This window comes from Streptomyces sp. NPDC008317, assembly GCF_042955955.1.
GTDB lineage: Bacteria > Actinomycetota > Actinomycetes > Streptomycetales > Streptomycetaceae > Actinacidiphila.
Genome location: NZ_JBIBFQ010000004.1, coordinates 1 through 18,278, shown reverse-complemented (window position 1 = coordinate 18,278; position 18,278 = coordinate 1). Strand labels below are relative to the sequence as shown.

The following is an 18,278-nucleotide window of genomic DNA, read 5'->3' as shown; positions in this document are numbered from 1 at the left end:
CGCCGCCCCGCCGGTCATATCGGCTCCGGGGCGCCGAGGACGAGCACCGCCGCGACCCGCCAGCCGCCACCGGGCAGCGGCCCCGCGACCAGCGAACCGCCGTACGCCGCCGCCCGCTCCCGCATGCCGGGTATGCCGTGCCCCGCCGAGGCCGCCGCACCCTCGGCGATCGCGCCGCCGTGCGCGGTGCCGGCCGCCGCGGGGTGCGTGCCCGGGCCGTCGTCGGTGACGGTCACGGTCAGCGCGTCGGGGGCGCAGCCGATCCGCACCTCCGCGCTGGTCCCGGCGGGCGCGTGCTTGAGCGTGTTCGTCAACGCCTCCTGGACCAGCCGGTAGACGGTGAGCTGCGCCGCCACGGGCACCGGGCCCGGATCGCCCGCCACGGACAGCACCGTCGGCAGCCCCGCCGCCCGTACCTGGTCCACCAGCGATTCGAGCTGCGCGATGCCCGGCATCGGATGCCGCAGCGCGTCCGGCTCGTCCGCCCGCAGCACCCCCAGGAAGCGCCGCATGTCCGTGATCGCCTGCCGCCCGGTCGCCGACACCTGCCGCATCGCGGTCGTCGCCCGCTCGGGGGTGCGCTGCTGCGCGAAGACCGCACCGTCCGCGAGCGCCACCATCACCGACAGATTGTGCGTCACGATGTCGTGCATCTCCCGTGCGATCCTGGCCCGTTCGTCGGCCACTGCCAACTGCGCCCGCTGGTCGCGCTCCCGCTCCAGCCGCACCGCCCGGTCCTCCAGGAAGGCCAGACGGTCACGGCGGCTGCGCATGTTCACACCGAAGACCGCCGCCGCGACGGCCATCGCCGACAGCGAGACGAAGGTCCCCGCGCTCCGGTCGTGCATCGCCCAGCTCACCGTGGCCAGGACGACCCCGACCTCCAGCACGCCGAAGGCCATCATCAGCCGCCGCCGGTCGCAGTACGCGGCCACCGTGTAGAGCGCCACCAGCAGCGCCACGTCGGCCGGGACCTGGAAGTCCAGCAGCCACTGCACGAAGGCCGTCGCCGCGATGCAGGCGAAGACCGCGAGCGGCGCCCGCCGCCGCCACACCAACGGCGCCGTGAGCCCCGCCCCCAGCGCCAGGAACGGCACCGGATCGTCCCGCAGCGGCGCCCGCGCCAGCATGCTGAGACCCACGTAGAGCGTGGCGGCGAACAGCCCGTCCACCACCATCGGGGGCAGCCGCCGTCCCACCCGCCGCCGGGCCCGCCCGGCCAGCACCCGCCACGCGGGGGCCGGTCCGGTAGCAGCCGATCGCATGGGCGACATGCCGGTGCCCATGGGACCAGTGCTCAAGGGGACCGTCGCGCCGGGGTCCGCGGACGCCGGTCCCGGCTGCCGCGGGGCGTTCCCCCGGGCAGCCGGGTCCTGTGCCGTCGCGGTGGACGGCAGCGGGTACGTCATCGCGTCCTCGTCACGCCGTCGTCACGCGTCGCGCCGCTTGAGCAGCACCGCCGCGCCCGCGAGCGCCACCGCCGCGTAGAGACAGAACACCAGGAACCCCGTCCAGGGCGCGAGGCTCGTGGCGTCCTGGTGCAGCGAGATCAGCGACTGTCCCGCGTTGCTCGGCAGGTACTTGTTGATGTGGTCGGCCCACGAGGTGGGCAGCGCCTCGGCGAGCACCGGCAGGACGAGCAGCAGGCCGAAGACGGTGGCGATACCGCCCGCCGTGTTGCGGACCAGGGCGCCTATCGCGACGCCCAGCAGCCCCACGACCGTCAGGTACAGGCCCGCGCCCAGCACCATCCGGGTCACGCCGGGGTCGCTCAGCGAGGTGCCGATGTGCCGGGAGGACAGCAGCGCCTGACCGACCAGGAAGGCGATCAGCGCGCCCGCCGTCATCACCACCCAGGTCACCGCCGCGTACAGCCCGGCCTTCGCCCACAGCACCGGCAGCCGCCGCGGCACCGCGGACAGCGACGCCCTGATCATGCCGGTCGCGTACTCACCGGTGATCATCAGGACACCGAGCACACCGACCGCGAGCTGCGCGAGGAAGAAGCCGCGCAGACTGGTCAGCGCGGGCTCGAAGTCGGCCCGCTCGTGCGGCGACATGTGCGGCCAGCGGTTCGCGGTGACCGCGCAGAACAGCGCGCCGAAACCGATCAGCGCGACCATGCCCGCGATCAGCGTGTAGAAGGTGGACCGCAGCGTCCGCAGCTTGATCCACTCGGAGTGCAGCACGCGGGCGAGGGTGACCTCGCCGCGCGGCGCGGTCCGCCGCGCCTCGGGAGTCTCCGGCGCCTTGTCGATGGTGGCAGTGCTCATGCCGCCTGTCCTTCCCGCTCGCGCACGGGCGCCGGTGCCTGGTACTCCACGGCGTCCCTGGTCAGTTCCATGAACGCCTCTTCCAACGACGCCTGCTGCGGCGTCAGTTCGGCCAGCGCGACGCCCTGGTCGGCCGCGATCCGGCCGATCCGGTCACTGCTGAGCCCGGTCACCTCCAGCACACCGCGCTCCACCGACGCCACCGACACATCGGGGCCCGCCAGCAGCTTCCGCAGCCGCTCCGCCTCGTCGGTCCGCACCCGCACCGACGTCCCCGCCGCGGCCCGCACGAATTCCGCCACCGACGTGTCGGCGATCAGCCGCCCCCGCCCGATGACGATCAAGTGCTCGGCGGTCAGCGCCATTTCGGACATCAGGTGGGAGGAGAGCAGGACCGTACGCCCCTCCGCCGCCTGGTCCTTGAGGAGATTGCGGATCCAGAGGATGCCCTCCGGGTCCAGGCCGTTGACCGGCTCGTCCAGCACCAGCGTCGCCGGGTCGCCCAGCAGCGCGCTCGCGATGCCGAGGCGCTGCCCCATGCCGAGCGAGAAACCACCGACCCGCTTGCGGGCCACCTCGCCCAGACCCACGATGTCGATCACCTCGTCCACCCGGCGGCGCGGAATCCCCGTGGTGGCGGCCAGCGACAACAGATGGTTGTACGCGCTCCTGCCGGTGTGGATGGCGCGCGCCTCCAGCATCGCGCCCACCTCGTGCAGCGGCGCGCGGTGCTCCGCGTACTGCTTGCCGTTGACGGTGACACCGCCCGACGTCGGCGCGTCCAGGCCCAGGATCATCCGCATCGTGGTCGATTTCCCCGCGCCGTTGGGGCCGAGGAATCCGGTCACCACGCCGGGCCGGACGGTGAAACTCAGGTCGGACACGGCGGTGCGCTCGCCGTACCGTTTGGTCAGGGCGTGGGCTTCGATCATCGGATCGTCCTCGGCGGTGCGTCAGCGGGAAGGGATGATTCCATCCTTGTTCTCCGCGCCCGCCGCGGCGACGGTCCACGGGCGGATTCCGGCCCCGCCCGCGTGCGCCTCCGGGGGGACGCCCCGTACACCAACTGTTGTACGCGCCGCCCGGCCGCCGCTGCGGCCGGGGACGACAAGGGCCGCCACCAGCGACAACGCGTGGTGGCGGCCCCTGTGTCCGCGCTGTGCGCCCGTGCGGGCCCGCCTGCCCCCGGCTACTGCGGGGCGGGCGGCGGCGGGTAGCCGTACCCCGGCGGGAGCTGCGGCGCCTGCGGGTTCTGCGGATCCTGCGGCGGCCCGCCGTACGGCTGCTCGCCCTGCGGCGGCGCGGGCTGCTGCGGCCACCCCTGCTGCGGCTGCGGGGCCTGGGGCTGCGGCGACTGCGGCTGGAAGGGCGCGGGCGCCGCCTGCTGGCCCGGCGGGTACGGCTGCGGAGCCTGCGGCGGACCGCCGTACGCACCGGGCTGGCCGGGCTGGCCGGGCTGGCCGGGCTGTCCCGGCTGACCCGCCTGACCCGGCGCCGGGTAACCGCCGTGCTGCGGTGCCGGATAGCCGCCCTGCTGCGGTTGCTGGGGCTGCTGCGGCGGAGGGTAACCGCCCTGCTGCGGCGGTGGCGGCGCGGGGAAACCGCCCTGCGGAGCGGCGTAGGGGCCGTAGCCGGGACCGGCCTGGCCGCCGCCCTGGACCGGCATCGGCGGCGCCTGGTGCGGCGGCGGGTTGACCCCGTCGGCCGTCCACAGCCCCTGCGCCTGCTGGGCCCGCGTGAAGTCCTCCGCGACCATCGCCGACAGGTTGAAGTACGCCTCGCGGGTCTTGGGCCGCATCATGTCGAGGTCGACCTCCGCGCCCGCGGCGAGGTGTTCGTCGAAGGGCACCACCTGGACACCGCGGCAGCGGGTCTGGAAGTGCGCCACGATGTCGTCGACCTTGATCATCTTGCCGGTCTCCCTAACCCCCGAGATGACCGTGATGCTCCGCGACACCAACTCCGCGTACCCGTGCGCCGACAGCCAGTCCAACGTGGTGCTCGCGCTGGACGCGCCGTCCACCGACGGCGTCGACACGATGATCAACTGGTCGGCCAGGTCGAGGACTCCGCGCATCGCGCTGTACAGCAGACCGGTGCCGGAGTCCGTGAGGATCACCGGGTACTGGCGGCCCAGCACGTCTATCGCCCGCCGGTAGTCCTCGTCGCTGAACGCCGTCGAGACCGCCGGGTCCACGTCGTTCGCGATGATCTCGAGCCCCGACGTCGCCTGCGAGGTGAACCGGCGGATGTCCATATAGCTGTTGAGGTACGGGATCGCCTGTACGAGGTCGCGGATCGTCGCCCCCGTCTCGCGCCGCACCCGGCGGCCGAGGGTGCCCGCGTCCGGGTTGGCGTCGATCGCCAGGATCTTGTCCTGCCGCTCGGAGGCCAGCGTCGAGCCCAGCGCGGTCGTCGTGGTCGTCTTGCCCACGCCGCCCTTGAGGCTGATCACCGCGATCCGGTAGCACGACAGCACCGGCGTACGGATCAGCTCCAGCTTCCGCTGCCGCTCCGCCTCCTCCTTCTTGCCGCCGATCTTGAACCGCGACGGCTGCGCGTTCGCGCCCGCGCGCTTCGCCTTCGGCGGATTGCGCAGCAGCCGGTCCGACGACAGCTCCACGGCCGCCGTGTAACCGAGCGGCGTGCCGCCCTGCGTCGTGGGCTGCCGCTGGTCGGGCGTGACGGTGGGCCAGCCGCCCATCCGCGGGTCGGCCGGTGCCTGCGGCTGCGGCTGCGGAGGCGGAGGCTGCGGGGCCTGCTGCTGACCCTGCGGGTCGGGCCGCGCGGGCTGGTGCGGCTGCCCCGGCTGCGGGAAGCCGTAACCGCCCTGCTGCGGCAGCGGCTGAAGCGGCGCCGCCTGGTCCTGGCCCGGCTGCGCGTGCTGCGGGAAACCGTAACCGCTGCCCTGCGCGGGACCCGCGCCCTGCTGCGGCGCCACCGGCTCGTGCGGCAGTCCCGACGGTACGGGGCCCGCCGTGTACGGCTGCGGCCCGCCCTGCGGGGGCGCTCCGAAGCCGGTCGGCGCGGGCAGATTCCGCTCCGGGGTGTCCTGCGGCACCGCGTCGTTCGGCTCGGGCACCGCGTCCTGCGGCTCCGGTGCCTGCGGCGGCTGGACCTGAGCGGGCGCCGGGACCGGGGCGTGCGGCGCCGCGGGCGGCGGGAAGCCGTACCCCTGGCCCTGCGGCGCGTCCGGCGTCCCCGCGACCGGCGCGGGCGGCTGCGCTTGAGGCTGAGACTGAGGGTGCGGCTGCGGCTGCGGCTGGGCGTAGCCGGTCGGCGGCACGGGCTGGCCCGGCTGCTGGACCGGACCCGGCTGCGCGGCGGCCGGGGGCTCCTGACGGGCAGGGAGATTCACCGGCTGCCCGGTCGGCGGCGGGAAGCTGTGCAACGGCGCCGCCGCCGCAGGACCCGAATTCCCCTGCTGCGCGGGCGCCGCGGGCGGGAAGCCGTAACCCTGTTGGGGTGCGGGCGGGTTGGGCCCGCCGGGGTGCAGCGGTGCTGCCGGTGGCGCGGCGGGCTCGCCGGTCGGCGGGGGGAAGCCGTAACCCTGTTGGGGTGCGGGCGGGTTGGGCCCGCCGGGGTGCAGCGGTGCTGCCGGTGGCGCGGCGGGCTCGCCGGTCGGCGGGGGGAAGCCGTAACCCTGTTGGGGTGCGGGCGGGTTGGGCCCGCCGGGGTGCAGCGGCGCTGCCGGTGGCGCGGCGGGCTCGCCGGTCGGCGGCGGGAAACCGTAACCCTGTTGCGGGGCAGGGGGGTTGGGGCCGCCGGGGTGCAAGGGGGCGGCCGGAGGTGCCGCCGGAGCGTTGGCCGCCGGGGGATTGCCGTAACCCTGTTGGGGTGCGGGCGGGTTGGGGCCGCCCGGGTGCAGGGGCGCGGCGGGGGCGTCGGCGGCGGGCGGGAAACCGTGACCCTGTCGCGGGGCGGCCGGGGAGCTGTCCGGGGCGGGGTGCGAGGGCTCGGCGCGCTCGAAGTCCGGGGGGAGCGGCGGTACGGGGCCGCGCGGTGCGCCGGGCGCCCACGGGAGGGCGTCCGCCGCGCCGGGCAGCGGCACCCAGACCGGGGCACGAGGCGCGGCCGGGGCCTCCTCGGCCTCGGGTTCCGACGGTGCCGACGGCTTCGCGGCAGCGGCAGCGGGCGCGGCGGGCTTGGCCTCCGCAGGCTCGTCATCGGCGGCGGACGAGGACGTAGAAGACGTAGAAGAGGACGTAGGAGAGGAGACGGCCGGCTCCGGCGGCTTCCGCTTGCCGGCCTCGCGCTCCTCCACCTCGCGCCGCAACGCGGCAGCGGAGAAGCGCACCGTGGCGTCGGGCGCGCCGTCCTCGCGGCCCCCGAAGGCGGGGAATCCCGAACCACCGGGCGTACCGGACCCCGACGCGGAAGCCCGTACCGGCTCCGGCTCGGACGTGGCCGCGGCCTCCGCCGCAGGCGCGGACTCGGGCTCCCGCTTCGCCGCACCTTCCGAGCGGTCCGAGCGGTCCGAGCGGTCCGAGCCGTCCGGACCCGCCGACGCGCGCGCGGGCTCGCCCGCCGACTCGGCCGACGCGGCGCGCGGGACCGGGATCGACGGTACGGCCGCGGCCGACCAGGACGGTTCGGCCGCCGACGCCGAAGGACCGGGCGTGGGCAGGGGCAGCGACGGCACGGCGGCGGCGGACCACGACGACTCCGACGACTCCGACGAACCCGCCGCGTCACCCGTCAGCCCCGCCCCCGGCTCGGAGCCGGGAACAGAAGCAGGGGAGGAACCTGCGGCACCCGTATCCGAGCGCCGGTCCGACCGCGCGCCCGTCTGCGGACCCGAGCCCGTGAAGGACCCCGAATCCGTGACAGGAACGGAACCGGAATCGGCGCCCGCGCCGGAATCCGAGCCGCTGTCCGCCGCCTCATCGGCGTCGTCGGCGTCCGCGGAGCCGCCCGCGTCCCCCATGTACCAGGCGGGCGCCGCGTCGCCCAGGCTGAACTCACCCGTGTAGTCGGCGTCGCCCCGGTCCTCGACAGGGCCGGCCCCGCCCACGCGGCTGTCGTCCCGATCGCTGCTCACAATGCCTCCTGGTCTGCTGCTTCACCGTGTCCCCGCGACGAGTCCGGCCCGTAAAAAGCCGGTCGTCGGCGCGGGACACCGTCGCGGGACCGCACCGCTGCGCGCATACCCACGCATCCCATGTCCGATCCCCCTCCCCGTCAGGGGCAAGACTAATCGTCGGTAGCCTTCCGATGTCAGGCCCGCCCTCATGGGTGAGTGCCCCTCGCACACCACCCTCACGCGCCGGGCGGCGTCCCCGCCCGCGCCCGGAGATGACCCGCGGGTAAGCGGACCGCCGCAGGCTGGTACTCTGGGTGACGGTCACGTGTGTGTACACACCCCGTGATCCCGCGCCTCGCGAGTCAACGAAGCATCCCCCGCGATGAATACCGGGGGCGCTCGGAGGCCACTGATACCTGAGGAGTCCGTATGTCGCTCGACGTCGAGACGAAGAAGCAGATCATCGCCGAGTTCGGTACCAAGGAGGGCGACACGGGCTCCCCCGAGGTCCAGGTCGCTCTGCTCTCGCGCCGTATCTCGGACCTGACCGAGCACCTCAAGACCCACAAGCACGACCACCACTCGCGTCGTGGTCTGCTGATCCTGGTCGGCCAGCGCCGCCGTCTGCTGCAGTACCTGGCCAAGAAGGACATCACGCGCTTCCGTGAGCTCCGCGAGCGCCTCGGCATCCGTGCCGGCGCCGCGGGCGTTCGCTAAGACGCCGTGGAGGGGGAGCGGTACCCGCGAGTCGGGGCCGCTCCCCCTTTGCCGTATACGCGATACGCGCCGTGTACGGCAAAGCATCGCCGTAGTGGCCATATACGCGCCGAGCGACGAAGCGCGCACATGAAGTGCGTGATGTCTCCGTCGTCTGGTGCAATGGTTATCAAGTATGAGGAGGAGCGTCCTCCTGATCGCCGAACAGCCGGTCCTCGGTAGTGGCCTCCGGAAGACACACGCCCCGGAGGCTTCGATCGAAGACCGGCACCGGTAACAGGACGCCCCTCCACCGATGGCCCGCCAGGGAAACGCCCTGCGGGCATGGACGAGGAGAATCCCCATAGTGGAGAACGAGACCCACTACGCCGAAGCCGTTATCGACAACGGCACGTTCGGCACCCGCACCATCCGCTTCGAGACGGGCCGCCTGGCCCGTCAGGCCGCCGGCTCCGCCGTGGCCTACCTGGACGACGACACCATGGTGCTGTCGGCCACCAGCGCCTCGAAGCAGCCCAAGGAGCACTTCGACTTCTTCCCCCTCACGGTGGACGTCGAGGAGCGCATGTACGCGGCCGGCCGGATCCCCGGTTCCTTCTTCCGCCGCGAGGGCCGCCCCTCCGAGGACGCGATCCTCACCTGCCGGCTGATCGACCGCCCGCTGCGCCCGTCCTTCGTCAAGGGCCTGCGCAACGAGATCCAGGTCGTCTGCACGGTCATGGCGCTCAACCCCGACCACCTGTACGACGTGGTCGCGATCAACGCCGCCTCCTGCTCCACGCAGCTCGCGGGCCTGCCCTTCTCCGGCCCGATCGGCGGCGTCCGCGTCGCCCTCATTAAGGGCCAGTGGGTCGCGTTCCCGACCCACAGCGAGCTCGAGGACGCCGTCTTCGACATGGTCGTCGCGGGCCGCACCCTCGAGGACGGCGACGTCGCGATCATGATGGTGGAGGCCGAGGCCACCGCCAAGACGATCCAGCTCGTCGCGGGCGGCGCCGAGGCGCCGACCGAGGAGATCGTGGCCGCGGGCCTCGAAGCCGCCAAGCCGTTCATCCGGACGCTCTGCAAGGCGCAGTCCGAGCTGGCCGCCAAGGCCGCCAAGCCCACCGGCGAGTTCCCGATCTTCCTGGACTACCAGGAGGACGTGTTCGAGGCCCTGGAGTCCGCCGTCACCGGCGAGCTGGCCCAGGCGCTCACCATCCCCGGCAAGCAGGCCCGTGAGGCCGAGCTGGACCGCGTCAAGGGTCTGGCCGCCGAGAAGCTCCTCCCGCAGTTCGAGGGCCGCGAGAAGGAGATCTCCGCCGCGTACCGCTCGCTGACCAAGAAGCTGGTCCGCCAGCGCGTCATCAAGGACAAGGTCCGCATCGACGGCCGCGGCGTCACGGACATCCGTACGCTGGCCGCCGAGGTCGAGGCCATCCCGCGCGTGCACGGCTCCGCGCTGTTCGAGCGTGGCGAGACCCAGATCCTGGGCGTCACCACCCTCAACATGCTCCGCATGGAGCAGCAGCTCGACACCCTGGCGCCCGAGACCCGCAAGCGCTACATGCACAACTACAACTTCCCGCCGTACTCGGTCGGCGAGACCGGCCGCGTGGGCTCGCCCAAGCGCCGCGAGATCGGCCACGGCGCGCTCGCCGAGCGCGCCCTGATCCCGGTCCTGCCGACCCGCGAGGAGTTCCCCTACGCGATCCGTCAGGTCTCCGAGGCGCTCGGCTCCAACGGCTCCACGTCGATGGGCTCGGTCTGCGCCTCCACCATGTCGCTGCTGAACGCCGGTGTGCCGCTCAAGGCCCCCGTCGCCGGTATCGCCATGGGCCTGATCTCGCAGGAGATCGACGGCGAGACGCACTACGTGGCGCTCACCGACATCCTCGGCGCCGAGGACGCGTTCGGCGACATGGACTTCAAGGTCGCCGGCACGAAGAACTTCGTGACCGCGCTCCAGCTCGACACCAAGCTCGACGGCATCCCCGCCTCCGTGCTGGCCGCCGCGCTGAAGCAGGCCCGTGACGCCCGCCTCCACATCCTCGATGTGATGAACGAGGCCATCGACGTCCCGGACGAGATGTCCCCCAACGCCCCGCGGATCATCAGCATCAAGATCCCCGTGGACAAGATCGGCGAGGTCATCGGCCCCAAGGGCAAGATGATCAACCAGATCCAGGAGGACACCGGCGCCGACATCTCCATCGAGGACGACGGCACGGTGCTGATCGGCGCCACCGAGGGCTCGCAGGCCGAGGCGGCCCGCGCGGTGATCAACCAGATCGCCAACCCGACGATGCCCGAGGTCGGCGAGCGCTACCTGGGCACGGTCGTGAAGACGACCACCTTCGGCGCGTTCGTCTCGCTGATGCCCGGCAAGGACGGCCTGCTGCACATCTCGCAGATCCGTAAGCTCGCCGGCGGCAAGCGCGTCGAGAACGTCGAGGACGTTCTCGGTGTGGGCGCCAAGGTGCAGGTCGAGATCGCCGAGATCGACCAGCGCGGCAAGCTCTCGCTGATCCCGGTCATCGAGGGCGAAGACGACGCCGAGGACGCGAAGGACGAGTCGGAGAAGTGACGACCCGCTCCACCGCAGTGACGGCCCGCCCCTCCACCAAGGGGCGGGCCGTCCGCACGCGGACCCTCCTCCCGGGCACCGACGGCATCGGCACCGTACGGCGCAGCGTCCTGCCCGGCGGGCTGCGCGTCGTCACCGAGACGCTGCCCACCGTCCGTTCCGCCACCTTCGGCATCTGGGCGGCCGTCGGCTCCCGCGACGAGACCCCGGTGCTCAACGGCGCCACCCACTACCTGGAGCACCTGCTCTTCAAGGGCACGGAGCGCCGCAGCGCACTGGACATCTCCGCGGCCGTGGACGCGGTCGGCGGCGAGATGAACGCCTTCACGTCCAAGGAGTACACCTGCTACTACGCGCGGGTGCTCGACACCGATCTGCCGCTGGCCATCGACGTGGTCTGCGACATGCTCACCGGGTCGCTGATCCGCCAGGAGGACATCGACGCCGAACGCGGCGTCATCCTGGAGGAGATCGCGATGACCGAGGACGACCCCGGCGACCAGGTGCACGACCTGTTCACCACCGCGATGCTCGGCGACACCCCGCTCGGCCGCCCCGTCCTCGGCACCGTCGAGACCATCAACGCGCTCACCCGCGACCAGGTCGCCCGCTTCTACAAGCGGCACTACGACCCCACGCGGCTCGTCGTCGCCGCCGCGGGCAACGTCGACCACGCGGCCGTCGTCCGCCAAGTCCGCCGCGCCTTCGAGAACGCGGGCGCCCTGCACGACCCGGACGCCGTCCCGATGGCGCCGCGCTCCGGCAGCCGCACGCTCCGCGCCGCGGGCCACCTCGAACTGCTCGACCGGCGCACCGAGCAGGCCCATGTCGTCCTCGGCATGCCCGGCCTGTCGCGCAACGACGACCGGCGCTGGGCGCTCAGCGTGCTCAACACCGCGCTCGGCGGCGGCATGAGCTCCCGGCTCTTCCAGGAAGTGCGCGAGAAGCGCGGCCTGGCCTACTCGGTGTACTCCTACACCTCGTCCTTCGCGGACTGCGGCCTCTTCGGCGTCTACGCGGGCTGCCAGCCGCGCCGGGTGCCGGAAGTGCTCAAGATCTGCCGGGACGAGCTGCACCAGGTCGCGGAACACGGCCTGACCGACGAGGAGATCGGCCGTGCGATCGGCCAGCTCTCCGGCTCCACGGTGCTCGGTCTCGAGGACACCGGCGCGCTGATGAACCGGCTCGGCAAGAGCGAGCTGTGCTGGGGCGAGCAGTTGTCCGTCGACGACCTGCTCGGCCGGATCGCCGCGGTGACCCCGGACGACGTACGCGCGGTGGCCCGCGATGTACTGGGCCAGCGGCCGTCGCTGGCCGTCATAGGGCCGCTCAAGGAGAAGCAGAGCGCGCGCCTGCGCGAGGCGCTCGCGTAGCGGACCGGCTCGCGGGAGCCGCGGCGCGCGTGCCGTCAACCGATGTGAGATGCGAAGGACGAGGACAGGACAACGATGAGCAAGCTCCGTGTGGCCGTCATCGGCGCCAAGGGCCGGATCGGATCAGAGGCGGCACGCGCGGTCGAGGCGGCCGACGACCTCGACCTCGTCGCGGCGATCGACCGCGACGACCGGCTGGAGACACTGACCGAGTCCGGTACGCAGGTCGCCGTCGACCTGACGCACCCCGACGCCGTCATGGGCAATCTGGAGTTCTGCGTCGGCCACGGCATCCACGCCGTGGTCGGCACCACCGGCTGGACCCCGCAACGGCTCGACACCCTGCGCGGCCGGCTCGCCGCCTCGCCCGCCACCGGGGTGCTCATCGCGCCGAACTTCTCCATCGGCGCCGTCCTCACCATGCGCTTCGCCCAGCAGGCCGCCCGCTGGTTCGAGAGCGTCGAGGTCATCGAACTGCACCACAACCGGAAGGCGGACGCCCCCAGCGGCACCGCCACCCGTACCGCGCAGCTCATCGCCGCCGCCCGCGCGGAGGCGGGCCGCGCCCCGCAGGAGGACCCCACCACCCACGCCCTGGACGGCGCCCGCGGCGCGGACGTCGACGGCGTCCCGGTGCACTCGGTACGGCTGCGCGGCCTGCTCGCCCACCAGGAAGTGCTCTTCGGCGACACCGGCGAGACCCTCACCATCCGGCACGACTCGCTGCACCACAGCAGCTTCATGCCGGGCATCCTGCTCGCGGCCCGTACCGTGCCCGGTGTCCCCGGCCTCACCTTCGGCCTGGAACACTTCCTCTCGGACGACCACCGCGCGCTTCAGCCGGACGAGGGCTGACGCGGAGGACCGAACCGGAGGACGGAACCGAAATGCGCGCCAAACTCAGCTACGCCGCGTCCGCGGTCGTGCTGGTCTTCTACTTCGTGCTGGTCGGCGACCGCGGGGTGCTGCTCATCGCGGACGGCCGCCCGGTCACCGTCGTCTTCGGCGTCGCCGTGCTCGTCCTGCCGCTGATCGGCGCCTGGTTCCTCTGGCACACCACCCAGTTCGCCCGCCACGCCGGACGGCTCGGCCGCGAACTGGAGGCCGAGGGCGGCCTGCCCGTGGACGAACTGGTCCGTACGCCCAGCGGCCGGATCGACCGCGACTCGGCCGACGCGGTGTTCGCCAAGCGGCAGGCCGAGACGGAGGCCGCGCCGGACGACTGGCGCAACTGGTTCCGGCTCGCCGTCGCGTACTTCGACGCACGCGACACCCCGCGGGCCCGCAAGGCGATGCAGCGGGCCATCGCGCTGCACGACGGGCGCGAGGTGCGCGAGCGGGTCTAGGCGGGCCGCGACCGGGCGCGACTCCTCATACGGGTGTGCCCGGTCGAATTCATCCGGCCGTGCACCCGGGAGGGTGAAGCTGAGCGCGGCTCAGCGCAGTTCGGCGGCCCAGCCCTCGATGGCGTCGGCGGCGAGGTCGAACGCCTCGACCCGGCCGAGGAAGTCCGCGTTGTGGTCGGTCAGCATCGGCCGCAGCGGACGGCCGCCGCGCCGGGTGATCACCAGCGCCTGACCCTGCACACTGCGCGGCAGCCCCAGCACCCGCACCGGCTGCTGCGCCGTGCGCACCGAGACCACCTGGCTCCACGACACCGTCGAGGTGGAGAAGAACTCCACCTGACGCAGGCCCTTCCCGCTCACCCACACCCCCACGCGCAGCAGCCGCAGGGTGACCGCGATGATCACGAACGCCGAGAGCAGGCACGTGACGCCGCCCTGCCCGCTTCCCGCGGCGACCATGATCAGCGCGGCGAACAGCAGGTACGAGGCGAAGACCAGCAGCAGCGCCGCGGTAGCGACCCGCCACGGTCCTGGACGGTAGGGCCGCATCCAGCGGTCCTGCTCGGCGTGCGGCAGCGCACGTCCGGGCGTGAACTCATCGACGAAGGCGGTGGTGGAATTGTGGGGGAGGGACACGCGGGGAATCCTCTTCGGGTCTCCGGCAGCTTCCGGCACGAGCGGGCTATGACGGGTGAGGCTAGCCGCCGTGCGGCGCCGCGGCTACCTCGGGTCGTCCGATCGGCCCTGGCCCGCCCGACGAACGCTGTCATACGGAGCGAATAGGCTGGCGCCGCACGGCAGAACAGCCGCCCGACCGCACACCGGCTCAACCGCACACCGGCTCAACCGCACACCAGCTCAACCGCACAGCCGCCAAGCAGGAAGGACCTCGGGTGCCGACCGAGACCACCACCGGGACCACCGTCCCCGTCCAGTTCCGCGACGACGTGACCGTCGACCTCGTCAAGCACAGCGCCTCTGACGGCGACGTCCTGTGGGCGGCCCGGGTCTCCACCGCCGGAGAGCAGTCCCTCGAAGAGCTGACCAAGGACCCCGAGCGCTCCAAGGGCCTGATCAACTACCTGATGCGCGACCGCCACGGCAGCCCCTTCGAGCACAACTCCATGACCTTCTACATCAGCGCCCCGATCTTCGTCTTCCGCGAGTTCATGCGCCACCGCGTCGGCTGGTCGTACAACGAGGAGTCCGGGCGTTACCGCGAGTTGCAGCCGGTGTTCTACGTGCCGGGGCCCGAGCGGAAGCTGGTGCAGCAGGGGCGGCCGGGGAAGTACGAGTTCGTGCACGGCACCGCGGAGCAGCACGAGGCGGTGCGGGGGGCGATGGAGGAGTCGTACGCGCATTCGTACGCGGCGTACCAGGAGATGCTGGCGGCCGGGGTGGCCAGGGAAGTGGCGCGGGCGACGCTGCCGGTCGGGTTGTTCTCGTCGATGTACGCGACGTGCAACGCGCGCTCGCTGATGCACTTCCTGGGGCTGCGGACGCAGCACGAACTGGCGGCCACGCCGTCGTTCCCGCAGCGGGAGATCGAGATGGTGGGGGAGCGGATGGAGGCCGCGTGGGCGGGTCTGATGCCGCTGACACACGCGGCGTTCAACGCGAACGGCCGGGTGGCACCGTAACGGCCGGAACCGATCGGCGCGACCGCAGTCAAATGTCCGAAGTGTTCAGATTGCAGGCATTCGTGAAGTTCATCTAGGCTGCTGAAACGGACTCCGGCGTTGCTTGAACCCCCGAGCAGGCACCGCCGGAGTCCTTTGCGCAGGTCCCGAGGCTGCATGCCCGTACACACACCGAGTAGCGTGGACCCATGGCTCCGACCTCCACCCCCACGGCCCCCTTCGGGCGGGTCCTGACCGCAATGGTCACGCCGTTCACCGCGGACGGCGCCCTCGATCTCGACGGCGCGCAACGGCTCGCCGCCCACCTCGTGGACGCCGGGAACGACGGTCTCGTCGTCAACGGCACGACCGGGGAGTCGCCCACCACGAGCGACACGGAGAAAGCCCGGCTCGTACGGGCCGTCGTGGAAGCCGTCGGAGACCGCGCCTTCGTCGTCGCCGGAGCCGGCACCAACGACACCCGGCACAGCACGGAACTGGCCCGCCAGGCGGAGAGCGCCGGCGCCCACGCCCTGCTCGCGGTGACGCCGTACTACAACAAGCCCCCGCAGGAGGGCCTGTACCGGCACTTCACCGCCATCGCCGACGCCACCGGGCTGCCCGTCATGCTCTACGACATCCCCGGCCGCAGCGGCGTCCCCATCGACACCGAGACCATCGTCCGGCTGGCCGAACACCCCCGGATCGTCGCCAACAAGGACGCCAAGGGCGACCTCGGCGCCGCGAGCTGGGCGATGTCCCGCAGCGGCCTGGCCTGGTACTCGGGCGACGACATGCTCAATCTGCCGCTGCTCTCCATCGGCGCCGCCGGCTTCGTCTCCGTCGTCGGCCACCTGGTCTCCGCCGAACTGCGCGCGCTCCTCGACGCGTACACCAGCGGCGACGTCACCAAGGCCGCCGAGATCCACCAGCGACTGCTGCCGGTCTACACCGGCATGTTCCGCGCCCAGGGCGTCATCACCACCAAGACCGCCCTCGCGCTGCGCGGACTGCCCGCCGGTCCCCTCCGGCTTCCCCTCGTGGAGCTGGACCAGGCCGCCACCGAACAGCTCAGGAGGGATCTCGCCGCAGGCGGGGTAGACCTCTGACCACAGACTTCACAACTTAATAGGTCCGAACACGCACAACCGCACAACCGAACGACTGCACAACCGCACAGCCGAAAGACCGCACAGCCGACGATGCGCACTGCCGCATACGCACGGAAAACACGATGTCACGCGCGCCGCGACCCAGGAGGGTCCGGCGGCGCGCGTGGTAGGGAGAGACTTTTGAGCCATCCGCACCCCGAACTCGGCCCCCCGCGGACCCTGCCCGACGGCGGCCTCCGGATCACCCCGCTCGGCGGCCTCGGAGAAATCGGCCGCAATATGACGGTCTTCGAATTCGGCGGCAAGCTGCTGATCGTCGACTGCGGAGTGCTCTTCCCCGAGGAAGAGCAGCCCGGCGTCGACCTGATCCTGCCGGACTTCACCTCCATCAGGGACCGCCTCGACGACGTCGTCGGCGTCATCCTGACCCACGGCCACGAGGACCACATCGGCGCCGTCCCCTTCCTCCTGCGGGAGAAGGACGACATCCCGCTGATCGGCTCCAAGCTGACCCTCGCCCTGATCGAGGCCAAGCTCCAGGAGCACCGCATCCGGCCGTACGTGCTGGAGGTCAAGGAGGGCGAGCGCGAGCGCATCGGCCCCTTCGACTGCGAATTCGTCGCCGTCAACCACTCCATCCCGGACGCGCTGGCCGTCGCCATCCGCACTCCGGCGGGCCTGGTCGTCGTCACGGGCGACTTCAAGATGGACCAGCTCCCGCTGGACGGCCGCCTGACCGACCTGCCGACCTTCGCGCGGCTCGGCGAGGAAGGCATCGACCTGCTCCTCGCCGACTCCACCAACGCCGAGGTCCCCGGCTTCGTCGCACCCGAGCGGGACATCTCGCAGGTGCTCAGGCAGACCTTCGCCAAGGCGGACAAGCGGATCATCGTGGCGAGCTTCGCCAGCCACGTCCACCGCATCCAGCAGGTCCTGGACGCCGCGCACGAACGCGGCCGCAAGGTGGCCTTCGTCGGCCGCTCGATGGTCAGGAACATGGGCATCGCCCGCGACCTGGGCTACCTCAAGGTGCCCAGCGGTCTCGTCGTGGACGTCAAGGTCCTCGACGACCTGCCCGACGAGAAGGTCGTCCTCGTCTGCACCGGCTCCCAGGGCGAGCCCATGGCCGCCCTGTCCCGGATGGCGAACCGCGACCACCAGATCCGGATCGTCGAGGGCGACACCGTCATCCTCGCGTCCTCCCTCATCCCGGGCAACGAGAACGCGGTCTACCGCGTGATCAACGGCCTCACCCGATGGGGTGCCAACGTTGTCCACAAGGGCAACGCCAAGGTCCACGTCTCCGGCCACGCCTCGGCCGGCGAACTGCTGTACTTCTACAACATCTGCAAGCCGCGCAATCTGATGCCGATCCACGGCGAATGGCGACACCTGCGCGCCAACGCCGATCTCGGCCAGCTCACCGGCATCCCCAAGAACCGCTGCGTCATCGCGGAGGACGGCGTGGTCGTCGATCTCATCGACGGCGTCGCCAAAATCGCGGGCAAGGTCCAGGCCGGTTACGTGTACGTCGACGGTCTCTCCGTCGGCGACATCACGGAGTCGTCGCTGAAGGACCGCCGCATCCTCGGGGAAGAAGGCATCGTCTCGGTCTTCGTGGTGGTCGACTCGACCACCGGCAAGATCGTCGGCGGCCCGAACATCCATGCCCGCGGTTCGGGTATCGAGGACGACGCATTCGCCGCCGTCATCCCCAAGATCGAGGAGGGGCTGTCCCGTTCGGCCTCCGACGGGGTGATGGAAGCACGCCAGATCCAGCAGCTCATCCGCCGCTCGGTCGGCAAATGGGTCTCCGACACCTACCGTCGGCGACCGATGATCCTCCCTGTGGTGGTTGAGGTCTGACGCCTCGTCAACCGCTCGACCAGGAGCGGGCCCCCGGATTTGCATCCGGGGGCCCGCTCCAGTACGTTGGCACAACCGCCTCGACGAGACCCGCGGAAACGTGTGTGCTCGGAACGGGGTTGGTAATTCCGACCGAATAGCTTCTGCTAAAGTCGGAGACACGACGAAGGGAAAGCCCGGAGGGCCGGTGAAACGGTCTGAAGGAAGCTTCCGTTCCTTGAGAACTCAACAGCGTGCCAAAAGTCAACGCCAGATATGTTGATACCCCGTCTCGCTTCGGCGAGATGAGGTTCCTTTGAAGAACAAAAACACAGCGAGGACGCTGTGCGCGACGGGGATTATTCCTCCCGGTCGCGCCGCTCTTGCGTGTTGTTCCGGGATAT

Annotated in this window: 13 protein-coding genes; 8 read left to right on the top strand and 5 right to left on the bottom strand. The window is 71.7% G+C overall.

Going from position 1 to position 18,278, the window contains the following annotated elements; genetic code table 11:
* Nucleotides 1-14: 14 nt before the first annotated feature.
* The 4 genes from ACFY9V_RS13530 to ACFY9V_RS13515 all read right to left on the bottom strand — a co-directional run bounded on the left by ACFY9V_RS13530 (nucleotide 15) and on the right by ACFY9V_RS13515 (nucleotide 7,314).
* Nucleotides 15-1,265 carry a histidine kinase gene (locus ACFY9V_RS13530; protein ID WP_391161409.1) on the bottom strand — a complete coding sequence of 417 codons (1,251 nt, stop codon included), beginning with the start codon at nucleotides 1,263-1,265 and terminating at the stop codon, nucleotides 15-17.
* A gap of 165 nt (nucleotides 1,266-1,430) precedes the next feature.
* Nucleotides 1,431-2,273, bottom strand: a complete 843-nt coding sequence (locus ACFY9V_RS13525; RefSeq protein ID WP_391161407.1) for an ABC transporter permease subunit — start codon at nucleotides 2,271-2,273, stop codon at nucleotides 1,431-1,433.
* The gene (locus ACFY9V_RS13520) at nucleotides 2,270-3,205 is read right to left on the bottom strand and encodes an ATP-binding cassette domain-containing protein (RefSeq protein WP_391161405.1); all 936 of its coding nucleotides are present in this window, start codon (nucleotides 3,203-3,205) and stop codon (nucleotides 2,270-2,272) included. Before ACFY9V_RS13520 ends, ACFY9V_RS13525 begins: the two co-directional genes overlap by 4 nt.
* A gap of 257 nt (nucleotides 3,206-3,462) precedes the next feature.
* Nucleotides 3,463-7,314, bottom strand: a complete 3,852-nt coding sequence (locus ACFY9V_RS13515) for an SCO5717 family growth-regulating ATPase (RefSeq protein ID WP_391161404.1) — start codon at nucleotides 7,312-7,314, stop codon at nucleotides 3,463-3,465.
* Between the two features lie 411 nt (nucleotides 7,315-7,725).
* Here ACFY9V_RS13515 and rpsO point away from each other — a divergent pair, with 411 nt between their 5' ends.
* From rpsO to ACFY9V_RS13490, 5 genes are all read left to right on the top strand, one after another.
* A complete protein-coding gene (gene rpsO, locus ACFY9V_RS13510) occupies nucleotides 7,726-8,013 on the top strand; it encodes a 30S ribosomal protein S15 (protein WP_033173003.1) in 288 nt (95 codons plus the stop codon).
* Between the two features lie 346 nt (nucleotides 8,014-8,359).
* A complete protein-coding gene (locus tag ACFY9V_RS13505) occupies nucleotides 8,360-10,579 on the top strand; it encodes a polyribonucleotide nucleotidyltransferase (RefSeq protein ID WP_355349816.1) in 2,220 nt (739 codons plus the stop codon).
* Entirely contained in the window at nucleotides 10,576-11,952 is a 1,377-nt protein-coding gene (locus ACFY9V_RS13500) for an insulinase family protein (protein WP_391161402.1), read from the top strand. Before ACFY9V_RS13505 ends, ACFY9V_RS13500 begins: the two co-directional genes overlap by 4 nt.
* A 75-nt stretch (nucleotides 11,953-12,027) precedes the next feature.
* A complete protein-coding gene (gene dapB / locus ACFY9V_RS13495) occupies nucleotides 12,028-12,807 on the top strand; it encodes a 4-hydroxy-tetrahydrodipicolinate reductase (RefSeq protein ID WP_355349822.1) in 780 nt (259 codons plus the stop codon).
* A gap of 32 nt (nucleotides 12,808-12,839) precedes the next feature.
* On the top strand, nucleotides 12,840-13,298 hold the full coding sequence (locus ACFY9V_RS13490; protein WP_391161401.1) for a hypothetical protein: 459 nt from the start codon (nucleotides 12,840-12,842) through the stop codon (nucleotides 13,296-13,298).
* Between the two features lie 90 nt (nucleotides 13,299-13,388).
* On the opposite strand, the gene ACFY9V_RS13485 is transcribed toward ACFY9V_RS13490, so the two are convergent.
* The gene (locus ACFY9V_RS13485) at nucleotides 13,389-13,934 is read right to left on the bottom strand and encodes a hypothetical protein (protein ID WP_391161399.1); all 546 of its coding nucleotides are present in this window, start codon (nucleotides 13,932-13,934) and stop codon (nucleotides 13,389-13,391) included.
* A 257-nt stretch (nucleotides 13,935-14,191) separates the two neighbouring features.
* Between ACFY9V_RS13485 and thyX the strand changes: the two genes are divergently transcribed.
* The 3 genes from thyX to ACFY9V_RS13470 all read left to right on the top strand — a co-directional run bounded on the left by thyX (nucleotide 14,192) and on the right by ACFY9V_RS13470 (nucleotide 17,895).
* Nucleotides 14,192-14,938 carry an FAD-dependent thymidylate synthase gene (thyX, locus tag ACFY9V_RS13480; protein ID WP_391161397.1) on the top strand — a complete coding sequence of 249 codons (747 nt, stop codon included), beginning with the start codon at nucleotides 14,192-14,194 and terminating at the stop codon, nucleotides 14,936-14,938.
* Nucleotides 14,939-15,126: 188 nt separating this feature from the next.
* Entirely contained in the window at nucleotides 15,127-16,026 is a 900-nt protein-coding gene (gene dapA, locus ACFY9V_RS13475) for a 4-hydroxy-tetrahydrodipicolinate synthase (protein ID WP_355349834.1), read from the top strand.
* 183 nt (nucleotides 16,027-16,209) lie between these two features.
* Nucleotides 16,210-17,895 (top strand): RNase J family beta-CASP ribonuclease, encoded by a 1,686-nt coding sequence (locus ACFY9V_RS13470; protein ID WP_391161396.1) that lies wholly within the window; start codon nucleotides 16,210-16,212, stop codon nucleotides 17,893-17,895.
* Nucleotides 17,896-18,278 lie beyond the last annotated feature (383 nt).